Source organism: Pseudomonas sp. GW821-FHT07F05, assembly GCF_059418765.1.
This window is the reverse complement of record NZ_JBWKQL010000003.1, coordinates 624,286-639,658: the sequence shown is the minus strand read 5'-3', so window position 1 is coordinate 639,658 and position 15,373 is coordinate 624,286. Positions and strand designations below refer to the sequence as shown.

The 15,373-nt window shown below is 60.5% G+C and carries 10 protein-coding genes; 7 read left to right on the top strand and 3 right to left on the bottom strand.

Translation table 11 applies throughout. The features are described 5' to 3' along the window. Window positions 1-47 precede the first annotated feature (47 nt). From AC07RO_RS10645 to fabI, 7 genes are all read left to right on the top strand, one after another. Window positions 48-1,661 (top strand): lytic transglycosylase, encoded by a 1,614-nt coding sequence (locus AC07RO_RS10645; RefSeq protein WP_346625392.1) that lies wholly within the window; start codon window positions 48-50, stop codon window positions 1,659-1,661. 146 nt (window positions 1,662-1,807) lie between these two features. Then, on the top strand, window positions 1,808-3,637 hold the full coding sequence (locus tag AC07RO_RS10640) for an extracellular solute-binding protein (protein WP_346625393.1): 1,830 nt from the start codon (window positions 1,808-1,810) through the stop codon (window positions 3,635-3,637). After that, on the top strand, window positions 3,634-5,529 hold the full coding sequence (locus AC07RO_RS10635) for an extracellular solute-binding protein (RefSeq protein WP_346625394.1): 1,896 nt from the start codon (window positions 3,634-3,636) through the stop codon (window positions 5,527-5,529). Before AC07RO_RS10640 ends, AC07RO_RS10635 begins: the two co-directional genes overlap by 4 nt. A 1-nt stretch (window position 5,530) precedes the next feature. Beyond that, the gene (locus AC07RO_RS10630; RefSeq protein ID WP_237252271.1) at window positions 5,531-6,604 is read left to right on the top strand and encodes a microcin C ABC transporter permease YejB; all 1,074 of its coding nucleotides are present in this window, start codon (window positions 5,531-5,533) and stop codon (window positions 6,602-6,604) included. A gap of 1 nt (window position 6,605) precedes the next feature. After that, window positions 6,606-7,625 (top strand): ABC transporter permease, encoded by a 1,020-nt coding sequence (locus tag AC07RO_RS10625; protein ID WP_074891214.1) that lies wholly within the window; start codon window positions 6,606-6,608, stop codon window positions 7,623-7,625. Window position 7,626: 1 nt separating this feature from the next. After that, on the top strand, window positions 7,627-9,237 hold the full coding sequence (locus AC07RO_RS10620) for an ABC transporter ATP-binding protein (protein WP_495085967.1): 1,611 nt from the start codon (window positions 7,627-7,629) through the stop codon (window positions 9,235-9,237). 19 nt (window positions 9,238-9,256) lie between these two features. Beyond that, entirely contained in the window at window positions 9,257-10,051 is a 795-nt protein-coding gene (gene fabI, locus AC07RO_RS10615) for an enoyl-ACP reductase FabI (protein ID WP_037013635.1), read from the top strand. A 238-nt stretch (window positions 10,052-10,289) separates the two neighbouring features. Here the strand turns inward: fabI and AC07RO_RS10610 are convergent, their stop codons facing one another. From AC07RO_RS10610 to lon, 3 genes are all read right to left on the bottom strand, one after another. Further along, entirely contained in the window at window positions 10,290-12,164 is a 1,875-nt protein-coding gene (locus AC07RO_RS10610; RefSeq protein WP_495085966.1) for a SurA N-terminal domain-containing protein, read from the bottom strand. A gap of 239 nt (window positions 12,165-12,403) precedes the next feature. Beyond that, window positions 12,404-12,691 carry an HU family DNA-binding protein gene (locus AC07RO_RS10605; protein ID WP_272631174.1) on the bottom strand — a complete coding sequence of 96 codons (288 nt, stop codon included), beginning with the start codon at window positions 12,689-12,691 and terminating at the stop codon, window positions 12,404-12,406. Between the two features lie 121 nt (window positions 12,692-12,812). Then, window positions 12,813-15,209: an endopeptidase La gene (gene lon, locus AC07RO_RS10600; protein ID WP_192174103.1), complete on the bottom strand. Its 2,397-nt coding sequence runs from the start codon at window positions 15,207-15,209 to the stop codon at window positions 12,813-12,815. Window positions 15,210-15,373 lie beyond the last annotated feature (164 nt).

Here is a 15,373-nt window from a genome sequence, read left to right as displayed (position 1 = left end):
CTTTCTAGAATCGCCCGACATTTTCGCCTGGAACTATCCCCCAGCCAATGTCGTCATCTATACGTAAAACCTTCAATTCCGACACATTGACTCGGTTGGCCCAGGCAATCGCGGTGGTCGCGAGCGCGACACTGGCAGGCTGCCAGAGCACCGGCGGCCTGGAATCCGGCAACGGCGCCAGCGCTGCACATCCCGTCGCCAGCACCAAACCAAAACCTGTTTATATCGCGCGCAAACCCGTGCCGCTGGCCCCGCCCCATGATGTCTGGGAGCGCATGCGTCAGGGTTTCCAGCTGCAAGACGGCAACGACCTCAACCCGCGCATCGATCAGCAACGCCTCTGGTACGCGAACAACCCGTCGTTTCTCGAAACGGCCGGGAACCGCGGCAGCTTGTACATGCACTACATCGTCGAGCGACTGGAAGAGCGCAACATGCCCCTCGAGCTGGCGCTGCTGCCGGTGATCGAGAGCGCGTACAACCCGATGGCCTTGTCGCGCAGCGATGCGGCGGGGATCTGGCAGTTCATTCCGTCCACCGGCCGCTACTTCAACCTGCGCCAGACCAATTTCTACGATGGCCGCCGCGACATCACGGCGTCCACCACGGCAGCGCTGGATTACCTGACCAAGCTGCACGACATGTTCAACGGCGACTGGCTGCTGGCACTGGCAGCCTATAACGCCGGCGAAGGCACAGTCAGCCGCGCCATCGAACGCAACGAAAAGCTCAACCTGCCCACCGATTACTGGAACCTGCCGCTGCCGCAGGAAACCCGCGACTACGTGCCGAAACTGCTGGCGCTGTCCCAAGTGGTCATGTCGCCGGACGCCTATGGCGTCAACCTCAACCCGATCGACAACAAGCCGTACTTCCAGGTGGTCGAGCTGAATCAGCGCATGGACCTGTCGAAAGTCGCCGCCATGGCGAACATCGACGAAGACGAACTGGTGCAGCTCAACCCTGCGTTCAAGAAGCGCCTGACCATCGATGGTCCCCAGCACTTGCTGGTGCCTACGTCGAAATCCCAGTTGCTGACGGCGAACCTGTCGAACATGAAGCCCGAAGAGCTGGTCGACTGGCAGCAATACCGCGTACGCCCGGGCGATAGCCTGGCCAGCATCGCCAGCCGCTACAAGGTCTCGACCAGCACCCTCAAGGACATCAACAAGCTGTCCGGCAACCAGGTGAAACGCGGCCAGGCGCTGACGATTCCGGTGCAACCGGGCATGCAATATGCGATGCCGGTGTTCGAAGAAGTTGCCGAGGTGGACGAGAAGCCCGCGCGCACCCGCAGCTACAGGGTGAAGAAGGGCGACAACCTGGTGCAGATCGCGCGCATCAATAAGGTCGACGTCAAGGATTTGCAGCACTGGAATAAGCTGTCCGGCCAGAACCTTAAGGTCGGCCAGACGCTTGTCATGCAGGACAACAGCAAACCGGCGAAAGCGAGCTCCCGTGCCGTAGCCAAAGCCGACAGCAGCGCCAGGGGCGAGGACGCCGGCAAGAAGTCAATGCAGTACAAGATTCAGAAAGGCGATTCGATGTACCTCGTCGCCAAGCGCTTCAACGTCGAAATGCAGCACCTCAAGCGCTGGAATCCGCGCAGCGGCCAGGCGCTCAAGCCAGGGCAGACGTTGACGGTTTATTTGCCCCATTGATCTAGCGCCCGCCGCGCTCTGGTGGGAGCCAGCGCGCTCCCCCAGGCTCTCGCCCAGCTCGGCACCCTCCAGCCGCCCGCCCCACCCTTTTTCCAGCCGATACAAGCTGTTACTGTGACCGACCGCTGCCTGGATCGACCGCCGACTTGATACGTCACCTGCTGCTGACTTTCAGCCTGGTCTTGAGCACGACAGCCGCCGCGACCATCAGCGAAAGCCATGGTTACGCACAATTCGGCGTCCTCAAGTACCCTGCCAGCTTCACGCACTTCGACTGGGTCAATCCTGAGGCGCCGAAGGCTGGCACCCTGCGAATCATGGCCAACGGCACGTTCGACACCCTCAATCCCTACACCTTCAAGGGCAGCAGCCCGATTTCGACGCCCAACTTCGGCCAGTATGGCGTCAGCGAGCTGAACGAACCGCTGATGGTCGGCACCGGCCAGTACGACCCCTCTGGCGATGAACCCACCTCCAGTTATGGCCTGATCGCCAAAACCGTCGAATACAGCGACGACCGCAGCTGGGTCGTGTTCAACCTGCGCCCCGAAGCACGCTTCCACGACGGCAAGCCGATTACCGCTTACGACGTGGCGTTTTCCTACAGAACGCTGCTGAAGGACGGTCACCCGCAGTACCGCACCGCGTTGCAGGAAGTGCAGCGGGTGGACATCCTCAACCGCCACCGCATTCGTTTCGTGTTCAAGCGCTCCGGCAATCCATTACTGATTCTGCGTCTCGGCGAGCTGCCGGTTCTGCCGCAGCATTACTGGAAGAACCGCGACTTCAAGGCCACCTCCTTCGAGCCTCCGTTGGGCAGCGGCCCCTATCGCATCACCCAGGTGCGGCCGGGGCGCAGTCTGGTGTTCGAGCGCGTGAAGGACTATTGGGGCAAGGACCTGCCGGTCAATCGCGGCAAGTACAACTTCAACCGAGTGGAAGTGGAGTTCTACCGCGACGCCGACGTGGCGTTCGAAGCGTTCAAGGCCGGTGAGTTCGACATCTACATCGAGCATCAGGCGAAAAACTGGCTCACCGGTTATGACTTCCCGGCGGTGACCGAGGGCAAGGTGATCAAGGCGCAAATCCCGCACCAGATCCCCACCCAGACTCAAGGGCTGTTCATGAACACCCGTCGCGGCGCGTTCGCCGACATCCGCGTGCGCGAAGCCCTGGGGCTGATGTTCAACTTCGAGTGGACCAACCGCACGCTGTTCAACGACGCCTACATGCGCTCGACGAGCTACTACCCCAACAGCGAATTCACTTCCAGCGGACTGCCCGCCGGCCGCGAATTCCTCATGCTCGCGCCCTACCGCGAGCAGTTGCCGACCAGGCTGTTCACCCAGCCCTTCGCGGTGTCGAAAACCGACGGCGGCGGCGTGCCCCGGGACTCAATTCGCAAGGCGCTGGGACTGCTGGCCGACGCGGGCTGGACATTCACCGAGCGCGGCTTGACCAACAGCGCAGGGCAGCCGTTGCGTTTCGAAATACTTCTGGTCAATCCCAACCTAGAACGAATCCTGCAGCCTTACATCGAAGACCTCACGCGGATCGGCGTCGACGCGCACCTGCGCACCGTCGACCGCGCCCAATACAAACAGCGGCTGGACCAGTTCGATTTCGACATGATTCTGATGACCCTGAACCAGACCCTCAGTCCGGGGCTGGAGCAATGGCAGTATTTCCATTCCAGCCAGGCCAACATCAAAGGCAGCAAAAATTACGCGGGGGTTGCCAACCCGGTGGTCGACAACCTGCTCAACCAGTTGCTGGCGGCAAAAACCCGGGATGACCAGGTGGCGGCCACCCGCGCCCTGGATCGCGTGTTGCTGTGGCAGCACTACATGATCCCCAACTGGTACCTCAATAATCATCGTCTGGCGTACCGCAACCGGTTCGCCATGGTCACCACCCCGCCCTACACCCTGGGCCTGCGTGCGTGGTGGCTCAAGCCTTCGGAGAAAACCCAATGACTGCCCTGCGCTCCCTGACCCGCGCCGGCGGCCTGTTTCTGAGTCCGTTCGTGCTGGCCCCGCTGCTGCTGGGCGTGACCGGTGCAGCCCACGCGGCCCCGCAACATGCCATCACCCTGTACAACGAAGCGCCGAAATACCCGGCGGACTTCAAGCATTTCGATTACGTGAACCCGGACGCGCCCAAAGGCGGCATTCTGCGCAGCGCCGGTTTTGGCGGCTTCGACAGCCTCAACCCGTTCATCAGCAAGGGCGTGCCTGCCGACGACATCGGCCTGATCTACGACACCCTCGCCCGCCAGGGCCTGGACGAGCCGTTCACCGAGTACGGCCTGATCGCCGGCAAGATCGAAAAAGCCCCGGACAACAGCTGGGTGCGTTTCTACCTGCGCCCCGAAGCGAAATTCAACGACGGCCATCCGGTGCGCGCCGAAGACGTGGTGTTCAGCTTCGAAACCCTGATCAAGGACGGCTCGCCGCTGTACCGCAGCTATTACGCGGACGTTGATCAGGCCGTCGCCGAAAACCCGACCACGGTGCTGTTCAAGTTCAAGCACACCAACAACCGCGAACTGCCGCTGATCCTCGGCCAGTTGCCGGTGTTGCCAAAACATTGGTGGGCTACCCGCGACTTCAGCAAGGGCAACTTGGAAATTCCGCTGGGCAGCGGGCCGTACAAGGTGGTCGAGATCAAGGCCGGGCGCTCGGTGCGCTACGAGCGGGTCAAGGATTACTGGGGCAAGGACCTGCCGATCAACAAGGGCTTCTACAACTTCGACCGGCTGTCCACTGACTACTACCGCGACAACACGGTGGCCCTCGAAGCACTGAAAGCCGGTGCCTTCGACTACTGGCAGGAAATGGCGGCGAAGAACTGGGCGACGGCCTATGACGTTCCGGCTGTCAGACAGGGCCGTCTGATCAAGGAAGAAATTCCCAACGGCAACCCCCAGGGCATGCAGGGCTTTATCTTCAATCTGCGCAAACCGATGTTTCAGGACGTGCGCGTGCGTCAGGCCCTCAGCCTGTTGCTCGACTTCGAGTGGACCAACAAGCAGCTGTTCTTCGGCAGCTACACCCGTACCAAAAGCTATTTCGACAATTCCGACATGGGCGCCAAAGGCCTGCCGACGCCTGCCGAGCTAAAGATTCTCGAGCCCCTGCGCGGCAAGCTGCCGGAATCGGTGTTCAACGAGGAATTCAAACTGCCGGTCACCGATGGCAGCGGCATCATCCGCGAGCAACAGCGCAAGGCGTTCCAGTTGCTGAAGGACGCCGGCTGGAAGATCGTCGGCGACAAGATGGTCGACACCGAAGGCAAGCCCGTCACCATCGAGTTTTTGCTCGCTCAGACCGAATTCGAGCGCGTACTGCTGCCGTACAAACGCAACCTGGCTGACATCGGCATTGACCTGGAAATCCGTCGGGTCGACGTCTCCCAGTACATCACCCGCCGCCGCTCACGGGACTACGACATGATCGTCGGCAGTTTCCCGCAATCGAGCTCGCCGGGTAACGAACAGCGCGAATACTGGGACTCCTCCGCCGCCGACAAACCGGGCAGCTACAACGTGATCGGCCTCAAGGACCCGGCGGTCGACACGCTGGTGAACGGCTTGATCAACGCCGACTCGCGCCAGAGCCTGATCGACCACACTCGCGCCCTCGACCGTGCGCTGCTGTGGGGCTACTACGTGATCCCGAACTGGCACATCAAGACCTGGCGGGTGGCGTACTGGGATCACTTGGGCCACCCGGGTAAAACCCCGCTGTACGACATCGGCACCGTGACCTGGTGGGTCAAACCCGACGCGACGCCGGCCATTCCCGTGCAAGTCGCGCCAGATCAAGTGCCGGCCGACGCCGAGTCATCAAAAGGCACGGAGCAATAACATGCTGGCCTACATCCTGCGGCGCTTGCTGCTGATCATCCCGACCCTGTTCGGCATTTTGCTGATCAACTTCGTCATCATCCAGGCGGCACCGGGCGGTCCGGTGGAGCAGATGATCGCCAAGCTCGAAGGCTTCGAAGGCGCCACGAGCCGCATCGCGGGCGGCGGCGCGGAAGTCTCGGTGGCCGGCTCGACCTATCGCGGCGCACAGGGCCTGGACCCAAGCCTGATCAAGGAAATCGAGCACATGTACGGCTTCGACAAATCGGCGCCGGAACGCTTGTGGATCATGGTCAAGAACTACGCCCGGCTGGATTTCGGCGACAGCTTCTTTCGCGATGCCAAGGTCATCGACCTGATCGTGGAGAAGATGCCGGTGTCGATCTCCCTCGGGCTGTGGAGCACGCTGATCATGTACCTGGTTTCGATCCCCCTGGGGATCGCCAAAGCCACGCGACACGGCAGCCATTTCGACGTCTGGACGAGCTCGGCGATCATCGTCGGCTACGCCATCCCGGCGTTCCTGTTCGCCATCCTGCTGATCGTGGTATTCGCCGGCGGCAGCTATTTCGACTGGTTCCCGTTGCGCGGATTAACGTCGAGCAACTTTGATGAGATGAGCTGGCTGGGCAAAGTGGGCGACTACTTCTGGCACCTGGTGCTGCCGATCACCGCGCTGGTCATCGGCAACTTCGCCACCATGACCCTGCTGACGAAAAACAGCTTTCTCGATGAAATCGGCAAGCAGTACGTGATCACCGCCAAGGCCAAGGGCCTGACCCAGCGCCGCGTGCTCTACGGCCACGTGTTCCGTAACGCCATGCTGCTGGTGATCGCGGGTTTCCCGTCGGCGTTCATTGGCATCTTCTTCACCGGCTCCCTGCTGGTGGAAGTGATCTTTTCCCTCGACGGCCTTGGCCTGATGAGCTTTGAAGCCGCGATCAACCGCGATTACCCGGTGGTGTTCGGCACCCTGTTCATCTTCACCCTGCTGGGGCTGGTGGTGAAACTGATCGGCGACCTGACCTACACGCTGGTTGACCCACGCATCGACTTCGACCGCAGGGATCATTGATATGACGCTGTCCCCTCTCAATCGACGCCGTTTCGAACGCTTCAAGGCCAACAAGCGTGGCTGGTGGTCGCTGTGGCTGTTTCTGATCCTGTTCGGCGCCAGCCTGGGCGCCGAGCTCATCGCCAACGACAAGCCGCTGGCCGTGCGCTACGACGGCGAGTGGTACTTCCCGGTGTTCAAGCGCTACCCGGAAACCACCTTTGGCGGCGAATTCCCGCTGGAAGCCAACTACAAGAGCCCGTACATCAAGGAGCTGCTGGCGGCCAAAGACGGCTGGACGCTGTGGGCACCGATTCCGTTCAGCTACCAGAGCATCAACTACGACCTGAAGGTTCCGGCCCCTGCGCCGCCTTCGCGGGAGAACCTGCTGGGCACTGACGATCAGGGCCGTGACGTGCTGGCGCGCGTGATCTACGGCTTCCGCGTGTCGGTGCTGTTCGCCCTGACGCTGACGATCCTCAGCTCGATCATCGGCGTGATCGCCGGCGCGCTGCAGGGTTTCTACGGCGGCTGGGTCGATCTGATCGGCCAGCGCTTCCTGGAGATCTGGTCCGGGTTGCCGGTGCTGTATTTGCTGATCATCCTCGCCAGCTTCGTCCAGCCCAACTTCTGGTGGCTGCTGGGCATCATGCTGCTGTTTTCGTGGATGAGCCTGGTGGACGTGGTGCGCGCTGAGTTCCTGCGCGGCCGCAACCTGGAATACGTGCGCGCCGCCCGGGCGCTAGGCATGGAGAACGGCGCAATCATGTTCCGCCACATCCTGCCCAACGCAATGGTCTCGACCATGACCTTCATGCCGTTCATTCTCACCGGGGCCATCGGCACGCTGACCGCGCTGGACTTCCTCGGCTTCGGCCTGCCCGCGGGCTCGCCTTCGCTGGGCGAACTGGTCGCGCAAGGCAAATCCAACCTGCAGGCGCCGTGGCTGGGCATCAGTGCCTTTGCCGTGCTGGCGATCATGTTGAGCCTGCTGGTGTTCATCGGCGAATCCGCCCGCGACGCATTCGACCCGAGGAAATGAGATGAATCAGGACAATCTGGTCGAGATCCGCGACCTCTCCGTCGAATTCGTGAACGGCACCAACGTGCAGCGGGTGGTCGAAGGCATCAGCTTCGACATCCGCAAGGGCGAAACCCTGGCGCTGGTCGGCGAAAGCGGATCGGGCAAGTCAGTCACCGCCCATTCGATTCTGCGATTGCTGCCCTACCCGCTGGCGCGCCACCCGACCGGGACGATTCGCTACGCGGGTGACGACCTGCTGAAAGTCAGTGAGAAACGCCTGCGGGGCATTCGCGGCAACCGCATCGCGATGATCTTCCAGGAGCCGATGACCTCGCTGAACCCGCTGCAGTCCATCGAAAAACAGATCAACGAAGTGCTCGGCCTGCACAAGGGCCTGACCGGCAAAGCCGCGACGCGGCGCACGCTGGAGCTGCTGGAGCTGGTGGGGATTCCGGAACCGGCCAAGCGCCTGAAAGCCTTGCCCCACGAGCTGTCTGGCGGCCAGCGCCAGCGGGTGATGATTGCGATGGCCCTGGCCAACGAGCCCGAGCTGCTGATCGCCGATGAGCCGACCACCGCGCTGGACGTCACCGTGCAGCTGAAAATCCTCGAGCTGCTCAAGGAATTGCAGGCCCGGCTGGGCATGGCCTTGCTGCTGATCAGCCACGATTTGAACGTCGTCAGGCAAATTGCCAACCGAGTATGTGTCATGCAGCGCGGTTGCATCGTCGAACAGGCATCGTGCGAAGAGCTGTTCCGCGCGCCGCAGCATCCGTACACCCGTGAACTGCTCAGCGCCGAGCCCAAAGGCGGGCCGGCGAACAATCCGCCAGGCGCGCCGATGCTGGAAGTCGAGGACCTGCGGGTCTGGTTTCCGATCAAGAAAGGCGTGTTCAAGCGCACAGTCGATCACGTCAAGGCCGTCGACGGCATTCACTTCAGTCTGCCCAAGGGCCAGACGCTGGGGATTGTCGGCGAGAGCGGCTCGGGCAAATCGACGCTGGGCCTGGCGATCCTGCGGTTGATTCGCAGCGAAGGCGAGATACGCTTTCACGGGCAATCGCTGGCGGGAATGAATCAGCATCAGGTCAGGCCGCTGCGGCGACAGATGCAGGTGGTGTTTCAGGACCCGTTCGGCAGCCTTAGCCCGCGCATGTCGGTGTGTGACATCGTTGGCGAAGGCCTGCGGATCCACAAGATGGGCACGCCGGTGGAGCAGGAAGCGGCAGTGATCGAAGCGCTCAAGGAAGTGGGTCTTGATCCAGCGACCCGGCACCGCTATCCCCATGAGTTTTCCGGGGGACAACGGCAAAGGATCGCCATTGCCCGGGCATTAGTGTTAAAACCGGCGCTGATTTTGCTGGACGAGCCGACTTCGGCCCTCGACCGCACCGTTCAGCGTCAAGTGGTGGAGCTGTTACGCTCCCTGCAAACCAAGTACAACCTGACGTATTTGTTCATCAGCCATGATCTGGCGGTGGTCAAGGCGTTAAGCCACCAACTGATGGTGGTGAAACAAGGCCAAGTGGTCGAACAGGGTGTGGCAGAAGACATCTTCGCCGCGCCGCAACATCCTTATACACAGCAGCTGCTGGAGGCCGCCTTCTTGGCGCCGGCAGCTGTCGATTAACCTGAAGAGGAACAAAACAATGGGTTTTCTCGCCGGTAAGCGCGTCCTGATCGTCGGTGTCGCCAGCAAATTGTCCATCGCATCCGGTATCGCTGCCGCCATGCACCGCGAGGGCGCTGAGCTTGCCTTCACGTATCAGAACGAAAAACTCAAGAAGCGCGTCGAGGAATTCGCCGAGAGCTGGGGTTCGAACGCTGATCTGTGCTTCCCTTGCGACGTCGCCAGCGACGAAGAAATCGCCAAGGTTTTCGAAGAACTGAGCAAGAAGTGGGACGGCTTGGACTGCATCGTGCACTCCGTGGGCTTCGCGCCGGGCGACCAACTGGACGGTGACTTCACCCAGGCCACCACCCGTGAAGGTTTCCGCATCGCTCACGACATCAGCGCTTACAGCTTCGTGGCCCTGGCCAAAGCCGGCCGCGACCTGATGAAGGGCCGCAATGGCAGCCTGTTGACGCTGTCGTACCTGGGCGCCGAGCGCACCATGCCGAACTACAACGTGATGGGTATGGCCAAGGCCAGCCTTGAAGCCGGTGTCCGTTACCTGGCCCGCAGCCTCGGCCCGGAAGGTACCCGCGTCAACGCAGTATCGGCTGGTCCGATCCGTACCCTCGCGGCGTCGGGTATCTCGAACTTCCGCAAAATGCTGGCCGCGAACGAGGCACAGACTCCACTGCGTCGCAACGTGACCATCGAAGAAGTGGGTAACGCAGGCGCGTTCCTGTGCTCTGACCTGGCGTCCGGTGTCAGTGGCGAGATTATGTACGTCGACGGTGGTTTCAACACCACGGCGATGGGTGATCTGGAAGGTTGATGGTTGCCTGCCCGTTTTCAGCGTGATGACGCTCTGAAAACGGGCGCAAGACCTGCAAGCGCCGGCTAGCTGGCGAAAGCGGTGGATCAGACGGCCCTGAGGCTGAATGATCTGCCGTTTTTTTTGCCTTGGGTTCTGCCTAACGGCAGACGCTCTTGATCTTGCCCTACCCCAGCGAATACAAAAAAGCCCCGACTCTCGCGAATCGGGGCTTTCTGTTAACAGCATCCTGCGTCGATCAATACTTCTCGATCTTCGCCGCCGCTTCCAACTGCTTACGGTAGGCCGCGAAATCCTGCTGCCCCTCACGGGATGACAGGAAACGACGGTACTGGCTCTTCTCCTCATCCGACGCCGGAGCCGCTTGATTCACGCCGTTCAGACGCACAATCACAAAGCTGCCATCCGCCGCCGTCAGGCTGCCATAAACCGGCTTGTCCTTGCCTTCAGGCTTAGGCATACGGAACACCGACTGCAGCACCTGAGGATCAACACCCTCCTGGCTGCGTGAGGCCGCTTCCACGACCTTCCAGCTCTGACCTTCCTGCTTGGTCGCCGCATACGGCACCTTGCCGTCACGCAGGCCTGCCAGCAGCGCCTCGCCCTTGGCCTTCACCGCATCGCTGGCATGTTCTTTCGCCAGTTGCGCGCGAATCGGCGCCGACACCGCTTCCAGTGGCAGTTGCTCAGGCTGACGGTGCTCTTTGACATGCACCACCACCACAGTCTCAGGATCCAGCTCCAGTGCAGAACTGTTGGAACCCTCTTCCATCACTTCCGGGCTGAAAGCCGCCTGAATCACCGCACGGTTGGCTGCAATGCCTTCGCCACCCTCACGACCGAACGGCGCAGTCGTCTGCACTTTCAGACCCAGGTCCTGAGCCGGCTGAGACAGATCGGACGCTTCGAACGCCGCATCTTCCAGCTTCTTGCTCGCATCGACGAACTTCTGCTCGACCTGCTGAGACTTCAGCTCGTGGGTCAGCTTCTCCTTCAGGCTGGCGAACGTCGGTACCGACGGCGCTTCAACGCCCAGCAGCTTGATCAAGTGCCAGCCGAACTGACTGCGAACAGGCGCGGAGACCTGACCCTTGTTCAACGCGTACAGCGCGTCTTCAAAGGCCGGGTCATAGACACCCTTGCCGGCGTAGCCCAAGTCACCGCCCTTGGTCGACGAGCCCGGATCCTGAGAGAACTCCTTGGCAAGCGCAGCAAAATCTTCACCTTTGGCCGCGCGCTGCTGGATTTCTTCAATCTTGGCTTTGGCCTGAGCGTCCGTGGTCTTGTCGTTGACTTCGATCAGGATGTGCGCAGCGCGGCGCTGCTCGGCCAGGTTGGCGATCTCTTTCTGATAAGCCGCCTGCAGGTCTTCATCCTTCACCGACACCTTGTCGAAGAACGAAGACTTCTTCAGTTCGATGTAGTCGAGCACCACTTGCTCAGGACTCAAAAACTCTTTCGCGTGCTGATCGTAGTGCGCCTTGACCTCGTCGTCGGTGACTTTCGCGCTGGTCGGATCGGCCGGCAACGTCAGGGTGGCGAAATCGCGGGTCTGCTTTTCGAGGCGGGCGAAGGCGTCGACCTGGGCATCAGTGACGAACGCACTGCCGCCGATACCGGCACGAATCTGGCCGATCAGCATTTCCTGACCCAGAATCTGGCGGAACTGCAGACGGGAATAACCGAGCTGGCGAATGACCTGATCGAAGCGATCAGCGCTGAATTTACCGTCGACCTGAAATTCAGGGGTCAGCAACATCTGTTGATCCAGCGCGGCTTCGGAGAAACCGAACTTCGAATCAGCGGCGCCCTGCAACAACAGCTTGCGGTCGATCAAGCCTTTGAGGGCCGAATCACGCAGCATCTTTTCGTTGAGCATTGCAGGGTCGAAATCCTTGCCCAGCTGTTGCATCAGCTGGCGGCGTTGCATTTCAACCGCTTGACCCAGTTCTGCCTGGGTGACTTCCTCGCCATTGACCTTCGCAGCATCCTGCGAGTGGCTGGTGGCCCGGAAAATGGCATCGAACCCGGTCAGGGCCATCAGAGCGATGATGACCCCGATGATGGTTTTGGCAATCCATCCCTGTGAATTGTCCCTGATATTCTGCAGCATGTATCCCCCAGAGGGTTGTACTCGACTCACCAGGCTGCTGCACACGGTAACGCGGAGCGTGGGTTGAATCCGGATAGAAGAAAGGCGCATCCGAGGATGCGCCTTCTCGTAACTTGCAAAGCGGACGGGGTTCGATGTGCGTTCCCCGAGTGACAGTCCAGCGCTTGAGCAACCGCACTTGCCGCTTCACGCCCCGAACAGAGATAACGCTGTCCTGGGCGGGCAAAGTAAAAAGAAACTTAGTTGACGGCTTCTTTCAGAGCTTTACCGGCTTTGAAGCCTGGTTTCTTGGCCGCTGGAATTTCCAGGGTTTTACCGGTCTGAGGGTTACGGCCGGTACGGGCAGGACGATCAGTGACGGAGAAAGTGCCGAAGCCTACCAGTACAACAGAGTCGCCAGCCTTGAGAGCGCCAGTGACGGATTCGATTACAGCGTCCAGCGCACGGCCAGCAGCAGCTTTCGGGATGTCAGCGGATGCGGCGATGGCATCAATCAGTTCCGACTTGTTCACTCTAAGTCCCCTTATATATTTGAGTATTTCTAAGTTTTTTTTGGTGTAACCAAACGAACACTGAGCGGCCTGAACAGGCTTGAAGAGCCGCTTTATAGCAAGGGCTCCAAAAACCTGTCAAGGAAGGCCTCCCAGACTAATGCGTGCTGATCCTCTCCTTGGCGTCAGACTCGCGCTTTTCATCCTTGGCAACCATCTCGGGAGCCACGTCCGGCAAGGGCTCCGGCGCGTATTGCAGCGCAATTTGAAGGACCTCGTCAATCCATTTAACCGGTTTGATCTGCAGGTCGGCCTTGATGTTGTCCGGGATCTCTTTGAGATCTCGCACGTTCTCTTCGGGGATGATCACTGTCTTGATGCCACCACGGTGAGCGGCCAACAATTTCTCCTTGAGACCACCGATAGCCAGTACCTGTCCGCGCAGGGTGATTTCACCCGTCATGGCCACGTCGGCGCGGACCGGAATCCCCGTCAGTGCCGACACCAGCGCCGTGCACATGCCTACGCCTGCGCTCGGGCCGTCTTTTGGCGTCGCCCCCTCCGGCATATGGATATGCGTGTCGCGCTTCTCATGGAAGTCCAGAGGGATGCCCAAGCTTTTCGCACGGCTACGCACAACGGTCAGCGCGGCAGTGATCGACTCCACCATCACATCACCCAGCGAACCGGTCTTGATCAATTGACCCTTGCCCGGAACAACTGCCGCTTCGATGGTCAGCAGCTCGCCGCCGACCTGCGTCCACGCCAGACCGGTCACCTGACCCACCTGGTCCTGCTGCTCGGCCAGGCCATAACGGAATTTGCGCACGCCCAGGAAGTTCTCGAGCATGTCCGCTGTCACGGTCACGGAAAAACGCTTCTCGTGAGCGTGTTCCTTGACCGCCTTGCGGCATACCTTGGCGATTTGACGTTCGAGGCTACGCACGCCGGCTTCACGGGTGTAATACCGGATGATGTCGCGAATCGCCTCGACTTCGAACTCGATCTCGCCTTTCTTCAAGCCGTTGGCAGCAATCTGCTTGGGCGAGAGGTACTTGGTCGCGATGTTGATCTTCTCGTCTTCGGTGTAGCCGGGCAGACGAATGACTTCCATACGGTCGAGCAGCGCCGGCGGAATGTTCATCGAGTTGGCGGTGCACAGGAACATCACGTCGGACAGGTCGTAATCGACTTCCAGGTAATGGTCGTTGAAGTTGTGGTTCTGCTCGGGGTCGAGCACTTCCAGCAACGCCGACGCCGGGTCACCGCGCATGTCGCTGCCCATCTTGTCGATTTCATCGAGCAGGAACAGCGGGTTACGCACACCGACCTTGGTCATTTTCTGGATCAGACGACCTGGCATCGAACCGATGTAGGTACGACGGTGACCGCGAATCTCAGCTTCATCGCGCACGCCGCCAAGGGCCATGCGGACGAACTTGCGGTTGGTCGCGTGGGCAATCGACTCGGCCAGCGAGGTTTTACCCACACCAGGAGGACCGACCAGGCACAGCACCGGGCCACGAATTTTCTTCACGCGCTTTTGAACGGCGAGGTATTCGAGGATCCGCTCTTTGACTTCGTCCAGACCATAGTGGTCGGCGTCGAGGATGTCTTCCGCGCGGGCGAGGTCCAGACGGACCTTGCTCTGTGCCTTCCACGGTACCTGGACCAGCCAGTCGATGTAGGAGCGAACGACGGTGGCCTCGGCAGACATCGGCGACATCTGCTTGAGCTTGTTCAGCTCGGCGGTGGCCTTGGTCATCGCGTCTTTGGGCAGGCCGGCGGCATCGATGCGCTTTTTCAGCTCCTCGATTTCGTTATGGCCTTCCTCGCTGTCTCCGAGCTCCTTCTGAATGGCCTTCATCTGCTCATTCAGGTAGTACTCGCGCTGACTGCGCTCCATCTGCTTTTTCACGCGACCGCGGATGCGCTTCTCGACCTGCAGCAAGTCGATTTCGGCATCCAGCAACGCCAGCACGTGCTCAACACGGGCCGACAGGTCAATGATTTCGAGAATTTCCTGCTTCTGCTCGATCTTCAGCGCCATGTGGGCAGCCATGGTGTCGACCAGACGACCCGGCTCATCAATGCTGTTGAGGGAGGAAAGCACTTCGGCCGGGACTTTTTTGCCCAGCTGCACGTATTGTTCGAACTGAGCCAGCAGGCTGCGAACGAAGACTTCGGATTCACGATCCGGCGCGTCGACCTCATCGATCAGCGCAACCTCGGCGCGGCAGTGGCCGTCCACCTCAATGAAGCGCTCGACCGAGCCACGCTGCTCGCCTTCGACCAGAACCTTCACAGTGCCGTCCGGCAGCTTCAGCAACTGCAGCACGGTGGCAACGGTGCCAACGTTGTACAGCGCCTCTTCACCGGGATCGTCATCGGCCGGGTTTCGTTGCGCAAGCAGCAGGATCTGCTTGTCGCCGGACATCGCCGCTTCCAGGGCCTCGATCGACTTCTCGCGCCCCACGAACAGCGGGATAACCATATGCGGGTAAACCACAACATCGCGCAGTGGCAAGAGAGGCAGTTCAATGGTCGTCTTCATGATTTCGCCTCTACGGCGGCCTTCAGGCCATGGACAGATATAAATAAGCTGAAAATCAAGATGGGGGTTGAACCTTAAAAAAACAAGCGCCGGCTTGAGTTAAAGCGAAAGGACTCGGAAACGCAGACCGGCGTTGAAGGAAACGCGAAAAGGGCCCGAGGGCC